This window comes from Serratia sp. MF1(2023) (genome assembly GCF_030954545.1).
Taxonomy (GTDB): Bacteria; Pseudomonadota; Gammaproteobacteria; order Enterobacterales; family Enterobacteriaceae; genus Serratia; species Serratia sarumanii.
In genome coordinates, this window is sequence record NZ_JAVHUX010000019.1 from 44,837 (window position 1) to 62,602 (window position 17,766).

Below are 17,766 nucleotides of genomic sequence, written 5' to 3' on the forward strand. Positions count from 1 at the left end.
GATGAAGAAAGGGCGCTTGATAGCGCCCTTAAATTTTTTATTGGCGCAGGTAGACCTGCGGCAGCGACACTTCGGGATGATGCACCACGCCGAGATCGGCCTGATACCAGCGGGTGAGGATCTCCGTTTGCAACACTTCCTGCGGCGTGCCGCTCGCCACCAGCCGCCCCTGATGCAACAGCAGGATCCGATCGGCGTACAGCGCGGCCAGATTGAGATCGTGCAGCACGCAGCAGACGCCCAGCGGCTGTTGGCGCGTCAGCGAGCGCAGCAGGCGCAGGGTGTGCTGCTGGTGATACAGATCCAGCGCCGAGGTCGGTTCGTCGAGGAACAGCCAGGCGGGGGACGGCTGCGGTTGCCACAGCTGCGCCAACACCCGCGCCAGCTGCACCCGCTGTTGTTCGCCGCCGGACAGCTGGCGGTAGTCGCGCTGCGCCAGCGCCAGGCAGTCGGTTTGCGCCATCACCTGTTGGATCGCCTGATGCTCGTCGCGTTTGCCGTGCGGCGAACGCCCCATGCTGACCACTTCTTCCACGCTGAACGGAAACGCCAAATCGCTGTACTGGCGCATCACGGCCCGGACTTTGGCCAACTGTTGCGGCGCCCAGTGTTCCAGCGGGCGGTCAAGCAGCCGACATTCGCCGCAGTCCGGCGTCAAATAGCCGGTCAGCAAGCGCAGCAGCGTCGATTTGCCGGCGCCGTTAGGGCCGATAATCGCCACCATTTCACCGCCGGCAAGGCTGAGCGAAACGTCGTTGATCAACCGGCGCGTACCGAGGCTGTAACGCAGCTCCCGGGCTGTCAGGCAGGCGGCGTTATCCACCGGCTCGCTCCCGCTGGCGCATCACCAGCCACAAGAAATAGGGACCGCCGATCAGGCTGGTCATCAGCCCCACCGGCATTTCGGCCGGCGCCACCAGCGTGCGCGCCAGCGTATCGCTGACCAGCAACAGGCAGGCGCCGCCCAGCGCGGAGCAGGGCAGCAGCCAGCGGTGATCGCCGCCGAGGCGCATGCGCACCAGATGCGGCACCACCAGGCCGACGAAGCCGATCACACCGCTCATCGCTACCGCCGCGCCGATCAGCAGGGCGCTCAGCAACAGCAGCTGCAGCTTGGCGCGCTGGACGTTCACCCCGAGGTAGTGGGCCTCTTCGTCCCCCAGCTGCAACAGGTTCAGCCGGCGCGCCTGCAGCAGCGTCAGCAGCGCCGCAGGCAGGATCAGCGAGGCGGAAACCGCCAGGGTCGGCCACTGCGACTGGCTGAGGCTGCCCATCATCCACAGCGAGAACTGGCGCAGCTGTTGATCGCTGCTGACGTAAGAGAGCACGCCGATGGCCGCCATGCACAGGGCGTTGATGGCGATGCCCGCCAGCAGCAGCCGCGACAGATTGCCGTGCCCGCTGCGGCTGATGCCGTAGATCAACAATGACACCAGCAGGCTGCCGAGGAACGCCGCCAGCATATGACCGTACAGCGCGATCGTCACCGGCAACGCCAGCGGCATCACGATGAACAGCGCGACAAACAGCGCGCCGCCGCTGCTGATGCCCAGCAGGCTCGGATCCGCCAGCGGGTTGCGGAACAGCCCTTGCATCACGGCGCCGGACACCGCCAGCGCGCAGCCGATCACCACCGCCAGCAGCACGCGCGGCAGGCGAATGTTCAACCAGATGTGCCAGGCTGCGTCGCTGAAGGGCTCGCGCCATAGGGTGCGAAACGACAGCGTCAGCGCGCCCAGGTTGGCGGCGACCAGCGCCAGCAGCGTCAGCAGCACCAGCAGACCGATGATGGCCAGCTGAGGCGAGGTGCGACAGCGCATTACTTTTGCTCCGCCGCGTGGCGCAGCTTGGCCAGCGCCGCCGGCGTTTCCAGACCGAAGCCCAGCAGCGCCATGTCATCGACGATCAGCACGCGGCGCTGCTTGCCTGCCGGCGTCAACGCCAGGCCCGGCAGCGTCCACAGCTGCTGTTCGCCGCCGAGGGTGCGCACGCCGTCGGTAGTGACCAGCAACAGATCCGGCGCGCTGGCGATGACGCCTTCCTGCGACAGCGGCCGGTAGCGGTCAAAGCCCTGCATGGCGTTTTTCAGCCCGGCGGCGGCGATCACCGCGTCGGCAGCGGTGTGTTGCCCGGCGGCCATCGGCGTAATGCCGCCGTGGCTCATTACGAACAGCACCTTGACCGGCAGCGGGGAGGTATCCACCGCCGCCAGCTGTTGTCGATAGCGCTCGCTCAGCTGTTTGCCTTGCTCAACGCGCTGCAGCGCGGCGGCGATCGTAGCGATTTTCTGCGGCACCGCCTGCAGGGTGGTGTCACCCGGTACGCTGACCACGTTGACACCGCTGTCCGCCAGCTGTTTGAGCACCAGCGCCGGCTGTGCCAGCTCGGTCGTCAGCACCAGCGTCGGCTTCAGCGCCAAAATGCCTTCGGCGTTCAGCTGGCGCATGTAGCCGACGTCCGGCAGCTTTTTCACCGCTTCCGGATGCAGACTGGTGCTGTCGCGGGCGATCACCTCGTCGCCGGCGCCGAGCGCGAAGGCGATTTCCGTCACGTCGCCGCCGATCGAGACGATGCGCTGCGCCGCCGCGGCGGTGAGCGGCAGCGCCAGCGACATCATCAACGCCAGGCGGCGGATCAAGGAAGATTTCATGCGGCGATGTCCTTGGCGGCGAGCGCGGCAACCTGCTCGCGCCACTGGGTTTGTTCCGGCTGGCCTTCGGTGCGCTGGCCATACAGCTGCGCGATCTGCGTGCCGTCGGCGGCGAACAGCTCCAGGCTGGTGACGATGCCGTCCTTGGTCGGTTTGCGGGTGATCCAGCTTTCGGCGATGGCGTCTTCAATCAGGTGCAGCGTGAAGCGGCGGTTGAACACGTTGATCCAGCCTTCCTGCGGCATCAAACGTTCGATCTGGCCGGTGAAGATCTGCACGCAGCCGCGGTTGCCGACGAAGATCATGATCTCGTTTTGCTGTTGCTGCGCCGCTTCGAGCAACTGCGACAGCGCGCTATTGTCCACCTGGTAGGCCAGATCGTTGCCGACGGCGCGGAAGGCCTGTTGGCGCGTCAGCTTGTTGCGGCTCAGCAGCTGGAAGAACTGGTGAACGTCGGTCATCGCGCGCCACTCACCGTCGATTTTGGCATGATCCTGCGTCGTTTCATCGGTGGTAGCCGCCTCGGCGGGCTGCAGCGCCAGCGCCGGGTTTTCTTCGCTCAGGTGGCGCTCCACCAGCGCCATCCAGGCCGGCAGATCGGTCTCTTCAGTGGTGTAGACCTTGTGCAGCGCATCGCCCTGTTGGTCGAAGAACTGAATGCTGTGGCGCACGCCGCGCTTGTTGGTTTCGCTCATGGCGAAGACGCTGGTCCAGTGGTTGAGGAACAGGCGCAGATCCAGCTCGCGTGGGTTGAGGATCAGCCCGGCGTGGCCGTTGAGGTGCTGGTTGCGGTAACGGCCCATCTGCTCATGCACCGCATAGCTGTTGCGGGTAATGGACTTGGTGACGCCGACCTGCTCAAGCTCGGTCAGCAGGGTGCGCGCGTCGGCCTGCAGGCGGCGGGTGTCGTGGCCGACGCGGGCGTGCGTCAGCTCCGCTTCGCTGACGCCGAGGATCGCCGCCAGATCGCGGGCGTATTTACCGGGGTGATCGATTTTAGCCTGTTGGTAGCGTTCGTATAGGGTGTTGCTCATGCGGGATTCTCCTGCGCTGTAATGCGAACGGCGGACAACCGGGTTGTCCGCCAGATAGTCAAATGATTACCACTGGTAGCTGACCAGCAGTTTGGCGTTGCGGCCATCCTGCGGGACGCCCTGCGGCGAGTAATATTCCTTGTCGAAGGCGTTGCCCAGCACCACGGTGGTGGTCATGCCCTGCAGCCGATCGCGGCCCTTGTAGCTCAGATAGAAGTCGTTGACGCCATAGCCGCCTTGTTCCGAGTAGGTGGCGGGCACTCGCTTGGCGCGTTCGGCGAAGGTGGCGACCCAGCCGGCGGACAGACCGGTTTCGCCCAGCGGCACGTCCAGCGAGCTGGTAACGGTATCCGGGCTGATGTCGGCCAGCCAATCGCCGCTTTTCGCGTTCAGCTCGCCATTGCGAGACTTGTCCTTGCCGCGTGTACGGTTGTAAGCCAGATCCCAGTTAAACCACTTGGTCTGATAGTTCAGCGAGGTGTCCCAACCCCAAATTTTGGCGCGAGAGATATTCGCTGAGGCGGTCTGCGTGCGAGTGACATACATGAAGATGTAGTCTTTGGCGTCGGTATCGAAGTAACTGGCCTTGAATTGCAGGCTGTCATCCGTCAGCAGCAGATCGTCGAAGCGCAGGCCGAAACCGGCTTCGGTGGTGCTGGTGGTTTCCGGCCGCAGATTAGGATTGGGCACCCAATAGTTGCCGGGGAAGTGGCGCGAATCGTTGTACATCTCGCCCATGGTCGGGGCGCGGAAGGCCTGGGAATAGGAGCCGAACAGCATCAACCAGTCGGTCGGCGAGTAGCTCAGGGCTCCGCGGGACGACCATTTGTCGGCCTTGACGTCTTCGTGGCCCTGGCTGCTGCCTTTGTAATCGTCGTAGCGCGTGCCTGCCAGCACGGTGATCGGAATGTCGCGCAGCGTAATTTCATCCTGTAGCCAGCCGGAGGCGAAGTTGATCTTGGCCTGCGGGAAGCTGGTGGTGGCGCCGCCCGGCTGCTGTTTCTGTTCATAGACCTCGGAGCCGTAGGTCAGCAGGTGTGACGCAAAGCTGTCGGCGAACAGGCGCGTGCGGTTTTCCAGCTTGCCGCCGTTGGTGGTCTGCTTGCGGAATTCGTCGGTCGCGCCGGCGTTGTGTGCATTGATTTTGACTTCCGAGGTGTACAACTTGGCGGTGGCGTCCAGCCAATCCTGGCCGACTGGCTTGAGTTTATAGCTCAATGCCGCATCGCGCTGGATGGTCGAGCGGTTGGTCATCGGGTTGCCGCTCGAGCTGCCCGGCGTCTGCGGATTTTTCGGCTCTTGAGCGCTGTTGTTGTAGTAGCGCAGATCGCCGCTCAGCGACTGATTGTCGTCGATCTTCCAGGTGCCTTTGGCCAACACGTTGCTGATGGTTTCGTCGTTAGGCGCATCGAAGCCGTTGCCCTGACGCAGATCGCCGACGTCGCGGGTGCCAAACGACAGCAAACCGTCGAGGTTATCGGTCTTGCCGTAGGCGCTGGCGCCCATGCCCAGGCTGTGATCGCCGGTGCCGGCGGTGCCGTAGACGCGGAACCCGCTATCGTGGCCCGGCAGCAGCAGATCGGCGGCATCAACGGTCTCATAGGCGATAACGCCGCCCAGCGCGCCGCTGCCGTACAGCAACGCGGAGGGACCGCGCACGATTTCAATGCGTTTCACCAGCGCCGGATCGAGGAAGGTGCCGCCGATATGGCCGGTATCGGTCCCCTGGCGGATGCCGTCGACCAGCGTCAGCACACCGTTTTTGCCGTAGCCACGCATCGTCACGTCCTGGCCGTTGCTGCGCCCGGTGCCGTTGACGGTGATGCCCGGCACGCGGCGCAGCATATCGGCGGCCGAGGTGGCGGTCTGGCTTTCCGGCGAGTTGCCTTCGATGACCGTGACCATCATCGGCGCTTCAAAGCTGCTGCGCTGGTTGCCGGTGGCGACCACGGTCATGGTCTCGTCGGCGGCTTTGGCTTTTTTGGCCGGCGCCGCGTTGGAAGAGGATGTTGTGCTGGTGTTTTGTGCCAAGGCCACCGTAGGCAGAGCGCAGGCAATCGCCAGACTCAAAGCGGAAAAACGCAGCCGGGTGGAAAATGTCAGAGGCATGGTGCAACTCTCCGTATGTAATAAAACATATCAATAGATTTGCTGGCTGCCTGGATCAAAAGATCGGGGTGGCTGGCGTTTGAGGGTTCTGTGGTTATTTGGTCAGGATCAATTTCCCGGCTTTGGTCTGCCGCAGCTGATAGCGCTGGCCCTGATGGGTAATGAACGCGATGCCGTCGGCGCCGAGCAGCTGTGCGCTGTCGTAGCTGGGCGGCGCGTTTGCGCTGTGCTCGGTCGGGGCCGCGGCGGCGGGGGTAGGCGTGTTGGCAGTATCCATTATCATTGTGCTTATAAAACAGACCATTAAATGGTAATTAATATCAAACTGAGAATCATTATCATGTGAAGGAAAGGTTACATCAAGGAAAATTTTCTTACCGATGGAACCTTTTTGTCGAATGGACATCCGGCGGCGGGCCGAGCGTACCCGGCCCGTAAAAAAGGGGCGTTATTTCAGCAGGGTTTCGATGCGGTCAAACAGGCGTTCGGGTTTGGTGATCGGCGCAAAGCGCGTGACGCGCTGGCCGTCGGCGGTGAGCAGGAACTTGGTGAAATTCCATTTGATGCGGCGGCTGCCCAGAATGCCGGGCGCCAGGCGTTTCAACTCATTGAACAGCGGGTGCGCGCCGGGGCCGTTAACGTCTATCTTGCTGAACAGCGGGAAACTGACGCCGTAGTTGAGGCTGCAAAAGTTGGCGATCTCCAGCGGGCTGCCCGGCTCCTGAGAACCAAACTGGTTGCAGGGGAAGCCGAGCACCACCAGGCCGCGTTCGCGATAGTATTGCCACAAATTTTCCAGCCCGCGGTATTGCGGGGTGAAGCCGCACTTGCTGGCGGTGTTGACCACCAGATAAGCGCGCGCCGGGTAATCGCCCAGCGTTTTTTGCTCGCCCTGCAGCGTGACGCAGGGGATGGATAACAGAGAGTGAATCATGCCGTGGCTCCAGGTGCGTTTCGGCGGGTGATAAAGCGTTGCAATCAGTATAGATGAGCGGGACAGAAGGGATAAAGCCGGGGCGAGGCCCCGGCCTGCGTTGCGTCAGAAACGGCTATCGACCGCATCCGCCAGCATCGCCAGCAACTGTTCGCTGTCGGACCAGCTCAGGCAAGGATCGGTGATTGACTGGCCATAGGTCAGCGGCTGGCCGGCGACGATCTTCTGCGTGCCTTCCACCAGGAAGCTTTCCGCCATCACGCCGGTGATGGCGGCGGAGCCGGCGCGGATCTGTTGGCAGACGTTGTCGGCCACTTCCAGCTGGCGGCGGTGCATTTTCTGGCAGTTGCCGTGGCTGAAGTCGATCACCAGGTGTTCCGGCAGATCGAACTCGCGCAGGCTGTCGCAGGCGGCGGCGATGTCGCTGGCGTGATAGTTCGGCGTTTTGCCGCCGCGCATGATGATGTGGCCGTACGGGTTGCCGCTGGTCTGGTAGATGGTCATTTGGCCATGTTTGTCCGGCGACAGGAACATGTGCCCGGCGCGCGCCGCGCGAATGGCGTCGATGGCGATGCGGGTGTTGCCGTCGGTGCCGTTTTTGAAGCCGACCGGGCAGGAGAGCGCCGAGGCCATTTCACGGTGGATCTGGCTTTCGGTGGTGCGCGCGCCGATGGCGCCCCAGCTGATCAGATCGGCGATGTATTGGCCGACCACCATGTCCAGGAATTCGGTGGCGGTCGGCAGGCCGAGCTGGTTCACTTCCAGCAGCAGGCGGCGCGCCATTTCGATGCCACGGTTGACCTGGAAGGTGCCGTCCAGCGCCGGATCGGAGATCAGGCCTTTCCAGCCGACGACGGTGCGCGGTTTTTCGAAATAGGTGCGCATCACGATCTCCAGGCGATCCTGGTAGCGTTCGCGCAGGGCGTTCAACCGGCCGGCGTAATCGACGGCGGCGTCGAGATCGTGGATGGAGCAGGGGCCGATCACCACCAGCAGGCGGCGGTCTTCACCGGTGAGGATTTTTTCAATGCGTTTTCGTGACGCGGTCACGTTGTCGGCGACGGCCGCCGAGATCGGCAGCTTGTCCGCCAACGCTTGCGGCGTGACGAGGCTGTCGATGCGCGCGGTCCGCAGTTCATCTGTTTTGTGCATGTTGTTCCCTGGAAACTGTTCTTCTCTGCGGCAGGAGTGCCGGGAAGTGATGGCGATCACAATAACGCAAAAAGCGCTGAATTCAACCGTAGAGATTGTGTTCTGTTGATCAAAGCCGCGAAAAAAAGCACAAAAAAATCAGCGGCTGCTGAAATAAACGGCAGGTGGCGGGGCGCGGCGGCCCCGCGAGGAAAAGGTCAGAACATGCGGCGGCTCATGCCGAGGATGTCGAGGATTTTGGTGGAGATCTCTTCGACCGAATAGTTGGTGGTATTGAGGTAGCGGATCTGATTTTTGCGGAACAGCGCCTCGACTTCGGCGATCTCCATACGGCACTGGCGCAATGAAGCGTAACGGCTGTTTTCACGCCGTTCCTCGCGGATCGCCGCCAGGCGTTCCGGATCGATGGTCAGGCCGAATAATTTATGCTGAAACGGTTTCAGCGAGGCCGGCAGGTGCAAATTGTCCATATCGTCGGCGATAAACGGGTAGTTGGCGGCGCGGATGCCGAACTGCATCGCCAGATAAAGGCTGGTGGGGGTTTTGCCGCAGCGCGACACGCCGAGCAGGATCACCTGCGCCTGATCGAGGTTGCGCAGCGAAATGCCGTCGTCGTGCGCCAGCGTATAGTCGATGGCGGCAATGCGCGCGTCGTACTTGCCGAGGTTGCTGGCGGTCAGACCGTGGGTGCGGTTCGGCACCGGCGTCGGCTCCACTTCCAGCTCGCCCTGCAGCGGGCCGACCAGCGCCTGCACGATATCCTGGCAGAAGCCCTGGCTCTGCACGATCACATCGCGCACTTCCGGCGAGATGATGGAGTAAAACACCAGCGGCCGCACGCCGGTTTCATTATAGATATCATCGATTTGTTGGCGAACTGCGCGAGCGCGCGCCTCGGTTTCGACAAACGGCAGGGTATAGGTGGTCGCCGTGACCGGGAACTGCGACAGCACCGCGTGTCCCAGCACTTCGGCGGTGATCGCCGTACCATCCGAAATATAAAAAACGCTTCTTTCCACCCGAGGCTCCTTACCTGAAAACGGTGTTACTGCTGTCATCACTGTCAATATCATGAGCCGCAGACGATCCACCGGTAAAGGGGCGAGGGGAAAAATTGTGACGGCGGGGCGGTAAAGCGCCTTGCGGCGGCGCGTGAAGAAAAGCGCGTTTTGCCGGCGGTAAAAATCGCGGCGCGGCGACGCTTTTCGATCCGAAACGTAAATTTGCCGCTATTTTCACCTAAAACGGTAGCGTTTGCGTGGTCATTAAAACAGAAGTTTAAAAAGAGCGTAATTTGTTGAGAACTAAGCTTTTCGTGCGATTGGGAACGGTTCCCAGGCAAATCAGCCGGTTAGGACATTCTCTTAAAAACCACTTTCTTCAGTGGGTTGATCGATTCACCTTTCCATTTTCCCCGGATCAGTGTGCTAGTCTGATTCGGCTCCGTGTTAGCGGCGCCGTAAAGCAAGCGAATTAAATCCGTCTTTACCCTACTGATAGCAATAAGGATTGTCTCGATGTCCAACAATGGCCCAGACTTGCGTAATGTGCTTTGGTACAACCAGCTTGGCATGCACGACGTTGACCGTGTCGGCGGTAAAAACGCCTCCCTCGGTGAAATGATCACCAATCTTTCCGATTTGGGCGTGGCCGTGCCGAACGGTTTTGCCACCACCGCACAGGCGTTTAACGATTTCCTCGAACAAAGCGGTGTTAACCAGCGCATCTATCAGCTACTGGATCAGACCGACGTTGACGACGTTGCACAACTGGCCAAGGCCGGCGCCCAGATCCGCCAATGGGTGATCGACACGCCGTTCCACGCCGAGTTCGAACGCGAAATTCATCAGGCTTACCAACAGCTCGCCGACGGCGAACCGGAAGCTTCCTTCGCGGTGCGCTCCTCCGCCACGGCGGAAGACATGCCGGACGCGTCCTTCGCCGGCCAGCAGGAAACCTTCCTCAACGTGCAGGGCATCGACGCCGTAATGGTGGCGATCAAGCACGTGTTCGCATCGCTGTTCAACGACCGCGCCATCTCTTATCGCGTGCATCAGGGCTATGACCACCGCGGCGTGGCGCTGTCGGCGGGCGTACAGCGCATGGTGCGCTCGGATTTGGCCTCTTCGGGCGTGATGTTCACCATCGATACCGAGTCCGGCTTTGATCAGGTGGTGTTTATCACCTCCGCCTTCGGCCTGGGTGAAATGGTGGTGCAGGGCGCAGTGAACCCGGATGAGTTCTATGTGCACAAACCGACGCTGCAAAACGGCAAGCCGGCGATCGTGCGCCGCAACCTGGGTTCGAAAAAGATCCGCATGGTGTACGCGCCGTCGCAGGATCACGGCAAGCAGGTGCGCATCGAAGACGTGCCGGAAGCGCAGCGCAGCCGTTTCTCGCTGACGGATGACGAAGTGCAGGCGCTGGCGCAGCAGGCGATCCTGATCGAAAAACATTACGGCCGCCCGATGGATATCGAGTGGGCGAAAGACGGCCATACCGGCAAGCTGCTGATCGTGCAGGCGCGCCCGGAAACCGTGCGCTCCAACGAACAGACCATGGAGCGCTACCAGCTGAACGGCTCCAGCCCGGTGCTGGTGGAAGGCCGCGCCATCGGCCACCGCATCGGCGCCGGTCCGGTGAAAGTGATCCACGACATCAGCGAAATGGATCGCATCCAGCCGGGCGACGTGCTGGTCACCGACATGACCGACCCGGACTGGGAACCGATCATGAAGAAGGCCGCCGCGATCGTCACCAACCGCGGCGGGCGTACCTGTCACGCGGCGATCATCGCCCGTGAGCTGGGGATCCCGGCGGTGGTGGGCTGCGGTCACGCCACCGACGTGCTGAAAGACGGCCAGAAAGTCACCGTGTCCTGCGCGGAAGGCGACACCGGCTTCGTTTACAGCGATATGCTGGATTTCAGCGTGCAGAGCTCCGAAGTGACCGAGCTGCCGGATCTGCCGCTGAAGATCATGATGAACGTCGGTAACCCGGATCGCGCCTTCGACTTTGCGCGTTTGCCGAACGAAGGCGTGGGCCTGGCGCGGCTGGAATTTATCATCAACCGCATGATCGGCGTGCACCCGCGTGCGCTGCTGGAGTTCGATCAGCAGACGCCGGCGCTGCAAAACGAGATTCGCGCGCTGATGCAGGGTTACGATCATCCGGTCGAGTTCTACGTCGGCCGCCTGACCGAGGGCATCGCGACGCTGGGCGCCGCCTTCTGGCCGAAGCGCGTGATCGTGCGCCTGTCCGACTTCAAATCCAACGAGTACGCCAACCTGGTGGGTGGCGACAAGTATGAACCGCACGAAGAGAACCCGATGCTGGGCTTCCGCGGCGCCGGCCGCTACGTGGCCGACAGCTTCCGCGATTGCTTCGCGCTGGAGTGCGAGGCGGTGAAACGCGTGCGTAACGAAATGGGGCTGACCAACGTCGAAATCATGGTGCCGTTCGTGCGCACCGTGGCGCAGGCGGAAGCGGTGGTGGCCGAGCTGGCGCGTCAGGGGCTGAAGCGCGGCGAAAACGGGCTGAAAGTGATCATGATGTGCGAGATCCCGTCCAATGCGCTGTTGGCGGATCAGTTCCTCGAACACTTCGACGGCTTCTCCATCGGCTCCAACGACATGACCCAGTTGGCGCTGGGGCTGGATCGCGACTCCGGCGTGGTGTCGGAGCTGTTCGACGAACGCAACGACGCGGTGAAAGCGCTGCTGTCGATGGCGATTCAGGCGGCCAAGCGCCACGGCAAATACGTCGGCATCTGCGGCCAGGGCCCGTCCGACCACGAAGACTTCGCCGAGTGGCTGATGGAGCAGGGCATCGACAGCCTGTCGCTTAATCCGGACACCGTGGTGCAGACCTGGATCAATTTGTCGAAAAAGAAATAATGTCTCGGCATCGCTGAGGCATTAACGCCGGGCCGCAGTTAACGCTGCGGCCTTTTTATTTCTGAATGTAAATAACGGTGCGTAAAATAATCAATTCGACGAAAAAAGAATAAAAAAAAGCCCACCGTAGGAGATGGGCAAAGACTACACACAGCAATTCACATGTATGGCATTACATTGTTCAGAAAGGTTGCTTTAAAATCAGTGATTTGAAGCAATAGATGGCCATAATACTAGATTTTTGAACGCGACTAGTCATTAAGAATCATCCTAATCGATAGCGGCATCACATTTTATTTGCGGGAGTTATCTCTTTTTGCCGTTTGCAACAAACAGGGATTTACATTGCACCTTTCATTCGCGGTACCGTAATCAATATATGGCGGCATTATATTGGGTGGAGATATTACTCGAATGGGGTAGGAATAACGGCAGGAATGAAAAGTTCCGCCCGACGATGCGGGCGGAAGAGGGGAATCAGCGTTTTTCCAAATCTTCGATGACTTGCTCCGGCGCGGTGGTCGGCTCCGGCGCTTCATCCATCCAGGCGGTCAGCAGGCGATAAGATACCGCCAACACCACCGGGCCGATGAACAGGCCAATCATGCCGAAGGCCAGCAAGCCGCCGATAACGCCGGACAGGATCAGTAGCAGCGGCAGATCGGCGCCCATGCGGATCAGCACCGGGCGCAGCACGTTATCCAGCGTAGCCACCACGCAGCTCCAGACCAGCAGCACGGTGCCCCAGGTGGTATCGCCGTGCCAGTACAGCCAGATGATGGCCGGCACCAGCACCAGCAGCGGCCCCAATTGCGCCACGCAGCAGATGAAGATCAGCATCGTCAGCAGAGTGGCGGCCGGAATGCCGCTCACCGCCAGACCGATGCCGCCCAGCACCGACTGCACCAGCGCCGTCACCACCACACCCAGCGCGACGGCGCGGATCGCCTGGCCGCCCAGCAGCACCGCCGCATCGCCGCGCGCAGAGCCGAGGCGCACCGCAAAGTGGCGGATACCCAGCGCCACCTGCTCGCCGCGCGCATACAACAGGGCGCTGAACAGCAGCATCAGCGCGCAGTGCAGCAGCAGACGGCCGATATGCGCGGCCTGCGCCACGAACCAGGTGGCGGTTTGGCCGAAGTACGGCTGCACCTTCGCCAGCAGCGCGGCGCCGCCGGCGTTAACCAGCGTATGGTAGCTGGTATAGAGCCTGTCGCCGATCATCGGCACGGACTGCAGCCAGGCGAGATCGGGAATATGCAGCTTGCCCGGCGAGCTGGCCCAGGCGATCAGCGGCGCACTGTTATCCACCACGCTGCTGATCAGCAGAGAGATAGGCAAAATGAACAGCAGGATCAGCAGCAGGGTCATCACCAGCACCGCCAGCGAGCGGCGGCCCCACAGCAGCTTTTGCAGTTTGAGCAGCAGCGGCCAGGTGGCGATCACCACCATTCCCGCCCAGGCGAAGCCGAGAATGAACGGTTGGATCACCCAAAAACAGGCGACGATCATGATGGCGATAAACAGCACGCCGAAAATAATTCGCGGTAAGTCGTAACGCGATTGCGGGAGTGGCATCAGTGGCTTCTCATCCTGGTCAATTAAATCCCTGGCACCGGCGAATCGGGTGCCTGTCGGTCGGTTTATTACCGCCGGACGGCCGCCTGTGGCGGCGTTCGCAGGGCGGTAATAATGTGAATGCCTTCACTAAACGAGTATGTTAGTTTTTAGTGTCACTAAAAAATAGGGTGGGTCTGAATTAAAGGCCCGATTCAGCGTACATCAGCGCATAAAAAATAGACGGACAGGGTCAAAAAAGCGAATGATCCCACAGATTTCTCAGGCGCCCGGCCTCGTTCAACGGGTGCTCGACTTTTTGGAAGCACTGAAGCAAAACGGATTCAACGGCGATACCGCCACCAGCTATGCCGACCGGCTGACGATGGCCACCGACAACAGCATCTATCAGCTGTTGCCCGATGCGGTGGTGTTTCCCCGTTCCACCGCCGACGTGGCGCTGATCGCCCGCCTGGCCGGGGAAGAGCGATTCAATGCGCTGACCTTCAGCCCGCGCGGCGGCGGCACCGGCACCAACGGCCAGTCGCTCAATACCGGCATCGTGGTCGATATGTCGCGCCATATGAACCGCATTCTGGAGATCAACGTTGAACAAGGCTGGGTAAAAGTCGAAGCCGGGGTGATCAAGGATCAGCTGAATCAATATCTGCGGCCGTTCGGCTACTTCTTCTCGCCGGAACTGTCCACCAGCAACCGCGCCACCCTGGGCGGCATGATCAATACCGACGCCTCCGGCCAGGGTTCGCTGGTGTACGGCAAAACCTCCGATCACGTGTTGGGCCTGCGGGCGGTGCTGCTGGGCGGCGAGATGATCGATACCCGCGCCATGCCGACGGCGCTGGCGGAAACGATTGCTCTGGACGAGACCGCCGAAGGGCGTATCTACCGCACGGTGCTGAACCGCTGCCGCGAGCAGCGCTCGCTGATCCTGGAGAAATTCCCCAAGCTCAACCGCTTCCTCACCGGTTACGATCTGCGCCACGTGCTGAGCGACGATCTGCAAACCTTCGATCTGACGCGCATCCTGACCGGCGCCGAAGGCACGCTGGCGTTTATCACCGAGGCGCGGCTGGACATCACGCCGCTGCCGAAAGTGCGTCGCCTGGTCAACGTGAAGTACGATTCCTTCGATTCGGCGCTGCGCAATGCGCCCTTTATGGTCGAAGCCAAGGCGCTGTCGGTGGAAACCATCGATTCCAAGGTGTTGAACCTGGCGCGTGAAGACATCGTTTGGCACTCGGTGAACGAACTGATCGCCGATGTGCCGGATAAAGAGATGCTCGGGCTGAACATCGTCGAGTTCGCCGGCGACGATCGGGCGCTGATCGACGGCCAGATGGAAACCCTGTGTCAACGGCTGGACGAATTGATCGCGCAGCGGCAGGGCGGCGTGATCGGTTACCAGATCTGTGGCGATCTGGCGGGCATCGAGCGCATTTATAACATGCGCAAGAAGGCGGTCGGGCTGCTGGGCAACGCCAAAGGGCGCGCCAAGCCGATTCCATTCGCCGAGGACACCTGCGTGCCGCCGCAACACCTGGCGGACTATATCGTCGAATTTCGCCAACTGCTCGACGACCATAACCTGAGCTATGGCATGTTCGGCCACGTCGACGCTGGGGTGCTGCACGTGCGCCCGGCGCTTGATATGTGCGACCCGCAGCAGGAAGTGCTGATGAAGCAGATCTCCGATCGGGTGGTGGCGCTGACCGCCAAATACGGCGGCCTGCTGTGGGGTGAGCACGGCAAGGGCTTCCGCGCGGAATACAGCCCTGAATTCTTCGGGGAAACGCTGTATGAGGAGCTGCGCCGCATCAAAGCGGCGTTCGATCCGGATAACCGTCTGAACCCGGGCAAGATCTGTGCGCCGCTGGCGGTGGATGCGCCAATGATGCAGGTGGACGCGGTCAAACGCGGCACCTTCGATCGCCAGATCCCGGTCGAGGTGCGCACCTCATTCCGCGGCGCGCTGGAGTGTAACGGCAACGGCCTGTGCTTCAACTTCGACGTGCGCAGCCCGATGTGCCCGTCGATGAAGATCAGCGGCAACCGCATTCATTCACCGAAAGGGCGGGCGACGCTGGTGCGCGAGTGGCTGCGTCTGCTGGCCGAGCAGGGCGTCGATCCGTTGGCGCTGGAGAAACAGCTGCCGCAGCAGCGCCTCAGCCTGCGCGGCCTGATCGAGAAGACCCGCAACAGCTGGCACGCCGGCAAGGGCGAGTACGACTTTTCGCACGAAGTGAAAGAGGCGATGTCCGGTTGTCTGGCCTGCAAGGCCTGCTCCACCCAGTGCCCGATCAAGATTGACGTGCCAGGATTCCGTTCGCGCTTCCTGCAGCTCTACCACACCCGCTATCTGCGCCCGGTAAGCGACTACATGGTCGCCGGCGTGGAGAGCTATACCCCATTGATGGCCCGCGCGCCGAAGGTGTTCAACTTCTTCTTCCGCCAGCCGTGGCTGCGGGAGATGAGCCGCAACGCCATCGGCATGGTCGATCTGCCGCTGCTGTCCAGCCCGACGCTGCGTCAGCAGCTGTCCGGCCACCGCGCGACCACGCTGACGCTGGAGCAGTTGGAAGGGCTGAGCGCCGAGCAGCGCGCAGATCACGTGCTGATCGTCCAGGATCCGTTCACCAGCTATTACGACGCCAAAGTGGTGGCGGACTTTGTCCGGCTGGTGGAGAAGCTCGGCTATAAACCGGTGCTGCTGCCGTTCTCGCCGAACGGCAAGGCGCAGCATGTGAAAGGTTTCCTGACGCGGTTCGCCCGCACCGCGCGCAAAACCGCCGATTTCCTCAACCGCGTGGCGCAGCTCGGCATGCCGCTGGTGGGCGTCGATCCGGCGCTGGTGCTGTGTTACCGCGACGAATACCGCGAGATCCTCGGCGCCGAACGCGGCGATTTCCAGGTGCTGCTGGTGCACGAATGGCTGCAGCAGCGGATCGCGGATCGCGCCGAACAGCCGGCGACCGGCGAACCCTGGTATCTGTTCGGCCACTGTACCGAAACCACCGCGCTGCCGGCCAGTGGCCAACAGTGGGCGGCGATCTTCGCGCGCTTCGGCGCCAAACTGGAGAACGTCAGCGTCGGCTGCTGCGGCATGGCGGGCACTTACGGCCATGAAGCCAAGAACCTGCAAAACTCGCTCGGCATTTATGAGCTATCATGGCACCCGACGCTGCAGCGTTTGCCGCGGCAGCGCTGCCTGGCGACCGGCTATTCCTGCCGCAGCCAGGTGAAACGCATCGAGGGCAATGGCGTGCGCCACCCCTTACAGGCACTTCTGGAGATGATTGAGTGAAATTGTGGAAACGTGAAACATCGCTGGAGCAGCTGAACCGCGCCGGCGACGGCTGCATGGTCAGCCATGTGGGCATCGAGTTTACCCAGCTGGGCGAGGATTTCCTCGAGGCCACCATGCCGGTCGATGGCCGCACCCGGCAGCCGTTCGGGCTGTTGCACGGCGGGGCGTCGGTGGTGCTGGCGGAATCGATGGGATCGATGGCCGGTTACCTGTGCAGCGAGGGCGAGCAGAAAGTGGTGGGGCTGGAGATCAACGCCAACCACCTGCGCGCGGTGTTCGATGGCCAGGTGCGCGGGGTGTGCCGCGCACTGCACGTTGGCCGCCGTCATCAGGTGTGGCAAATCGAGATCTTCGACGCGCGCGATCGGCTGTGCTGCACTTCGCGTCTGACCACGGCGGTCATCGACTGATTCCCGCCGGTTTCCGCAGGCGATCGGCCTGCGGAGCCTTGCGCCTTACAGCTGAAACGGCACGCGTTTGACGAAGTCCTTCTGAAACGCGTTTGCCTTCTCCCAGGTGCCTTCCATTGCATATTTTTGGCAAATCAGCGTCAGCGTGTGGCGAGCGAAGTGGTAGCTTTGCACCCGAAAAAGCTGGCAGCGCTGTGGGTTGTTGATCTCGACGATCAGCCGGTTGTGCAGCTTGCTGAGCGCATGCAGGTAGCTGTCGTCGTCGCCGTTCTCCAGACACAGATTGGCCATGGTGAGGCTGACGCTGTTATACCGCTTCAGGTGGTCGATATTGCATTCCGGGCGCCGCAGCGCCGCTTCGGCCATGTAAAAGTCCACCGTGGCGTCGCGCACGCTGAATTTGTAGTCATCAATCTTGCCCAGCAACCATGCGTTGATCGAAAGAGTCATTGGCTTCGCGCTCAAATTACAATTGAATGATAATCATTATCATATAAACTGCCGCGTTGCCGATCAATCCCCGGCGCGGCGTTTTTTCATCGCGCGGGGGTGTAAAAGGCCGCCGACGACCCAATTTAATCCTGAGCGACTAAACTTTAACCTGAGGGTGCGCGCTTGAGCCGCGCCACGAAATGCCGATAAACGCACATTTACGACAGACAGAATGCAGAAATAGGTATTTTCTATGAATGTTTAGAT

At 61.4% G+C, this 17,766-nt stretch carries 14 protein-coding genes and 1 other RNA gene; 3 read left to right on the plus strand and 12 right to left on the minus strand.

The features are described from left to right. Positions 1-37: 37 nt before the first annotated feature. From REA38_RS11075 to REA38_RS11115, 9 genes are all read right to left on the minus strand, one after another. Entirely contained in the window at positions 38-823 is a 786-nt protein-coding gene (locus REA38_RS11075; RefSeq protein ID WP_033646306.1) for a heme ABC transporter ATP-binding protein, read from the minus strand. Continuing rightward, positions 816-1,820 (minus strand): iron ABC transporter permease, encoded by a 1,005-nt coding sequence (locus tag REA38_RS11080; protein WP_033638351.1) that lies wholly within the window; start codon positions 1,818-1,820, stop codon positions 816-818. The genes REA38_RS11075 and REA38_RS11080 overlap by 8 nt, the downstream gene beginning before the upstream one ends. Further along, entirely contained in the window at positions 1,820-2,650 is an 831-nt protein-coding gene (locus tag REA38_RS11085; protein WP_033638352.1) for a hemin ABC transporter substrate-binding protein, read from the minus strand. The genes REA38_RS11080 and REA38_RS11085 overlap by 1 nt, the downstream gene beginning before the upstream one ends. Further along, a complete protein-coding gene (locus REA38_RS11090; RefSeq protein ID WP_049196148.1) occupies positions 2,647-3,684 on the minus strand; it encodes a hemin-degrading factor in 1,038 nt (345 codons plus the stop codon). The genes REA38_RS11085 and REA38_RS11090 overlap by 4 nt, the downstream gene beginning before the upstream one ends. Before the next feature lie 66 nt (positions 3,685-3,750). After that, positions 3,751-5,793: a TonB-dependent hemoglobin/transferrin/lactoferrin family receptor gene (locus REA38_RS11095; RefSeq protein WP_060427740.1), complete on the minus strand. Its 2,043-nt coding sequence runs from the start codon at positions 5,791-5,793 to the stop codon at positions 3,751-3,753. 94 nt (positions 5,794-5,887) lie between these two features. Then, complete coding sequence (hemP, locus tag REA38_RS11100) at positions 5,888-6,070, minus strand: hemin uptake protein HemP (RefSeq protein WP_016927944.1); 183 nt, start codon at positions 6,068-6,070, stop codon at positions 5,888-5,890. Positions 6,071-6,241: 171 nt separating this feature from the next. Then, a complete protein-coding gene (locus REA38_RS11105) occupies positions 6,242-6,727 on the minus strand; it encodes a glutathione peroxidase (RefSeq protein ID WP_033646302.1) in 486 nt (161 codons plus the stop codon). 105 nt (positions 6,728-6,832) lie between these two features. Continuing rightward, the gene (locus REA38_RS11110) at positions 6,833-7,879 is read right to left on the minus strand and encodes a 3-deoxy-7-phosphoheptulonate synthase (protein ID WP_004931381.1); all 1,047 of its coding nucleotides are present in this window, start codon (positions 7,877-7,879) and stop codon (positions 6,833-6,835) included. 197 nt (positions 7,880-8,076) lie between these two features. Further along, a complete protein-coding gene (locus REA38_RS11115; RefSeq protein ID WP_049234269.1) occupies positions 8,077-8,937 on the minus strand; it encodes a pyruvate, water dikinase regulatory protein in 861 nt (286 codons plus the stop codon). 459 nt (positions 8,938-9,396) lie between these two features. Here REA38_RS11115 and ppsA point away from each other — a divergent pair, with 459 nt between their 5' ends. Continuing rightward, positions 9,397-11,775: a phosphoenolpyruvate synthase gene (gene ppsA / locus REA38_RS11120; protein WP_041034881.1), complete on the plus strand. Its 2,379-nt coding sequence runs from the start codon at positions 9,397-9,399 to the stop codon at positions 11,773-11,775. 109 nt (positions 11,776-11,884) lie between these two features. On the opposite strand, the gene rprA is transcribed toward ppsA, so the two are convergent. After that, an RNA gene (gene rprA, locus REA38_RS11125) (antisense sRNA RprA) lies at positions 11,885-11,996 on the minus strand. Between the two features lie 256 nt (positions 11,997-12,252). Next, complete coding sequence (ydiK, locus tag REA38_RS11130) at positions 12,253-13,353, minus strand: AI-2E family transporter YdiK (RefSeq protein WP_033646299.1); 1,101 nt, start codon at positions 13,351-13,353, stop codon at positions 12,253-12,255. Between the two features lie 244 nt (positions 13,354-13,597). Here ydiK and REA38_RS11135 point away from each other — a divergent pair, with 244 nt between their 5' ends. Further along, the gene (locus REA38_RS11135; protein ID WP_308885863.1) at positions 13,598-16,654 is read left to right on the plus strand and encodes an FAD-binding and (Fe-S)-binding domain-containing protein; all 3,057 of its coding nucleotides are present in this window, start codon (positions 13,598-13,600) and stop codon (positions 16,652-16,654) included. Further along, positions 16,651-17,067 carry a 1,4-dihydroxy-2-naphthoyl-CoA hydrolase gene (gene menI, locus REA38_RS11140; RefSeq protein ID WP_016927938.1) on the plus strand — a complete coding sequence of 139 codons (417 nt, stop codon included), beginning with the start codon at positions 16,651-16,653 and terminating at the stop codon, positions 17,065-17,067. The genes REA38_RS11135 and menI overlap by 4 nt, the downstream gene beginning before the upstream one ends. 45 nt (positions 17,068-17,112) lie before the next feature. Here the strand turns inward: menI and REA38_RS11145 are convergent, their stop codons facing one another. Further along, the gene (locus tag REA38_RS11145) at positions 17,113-17,517 is read right to left on the minus strand and encodes a hypothetical protein (protein WP_004931369.1); all 405 of its coding nucleotides are present in this window, start codon (positions 17,515-17,517) and stop codon (positions 17,113-17,115) included. Between the last annotated feature and the right edge of the window lie 249 nt (positions 17,518-17,766).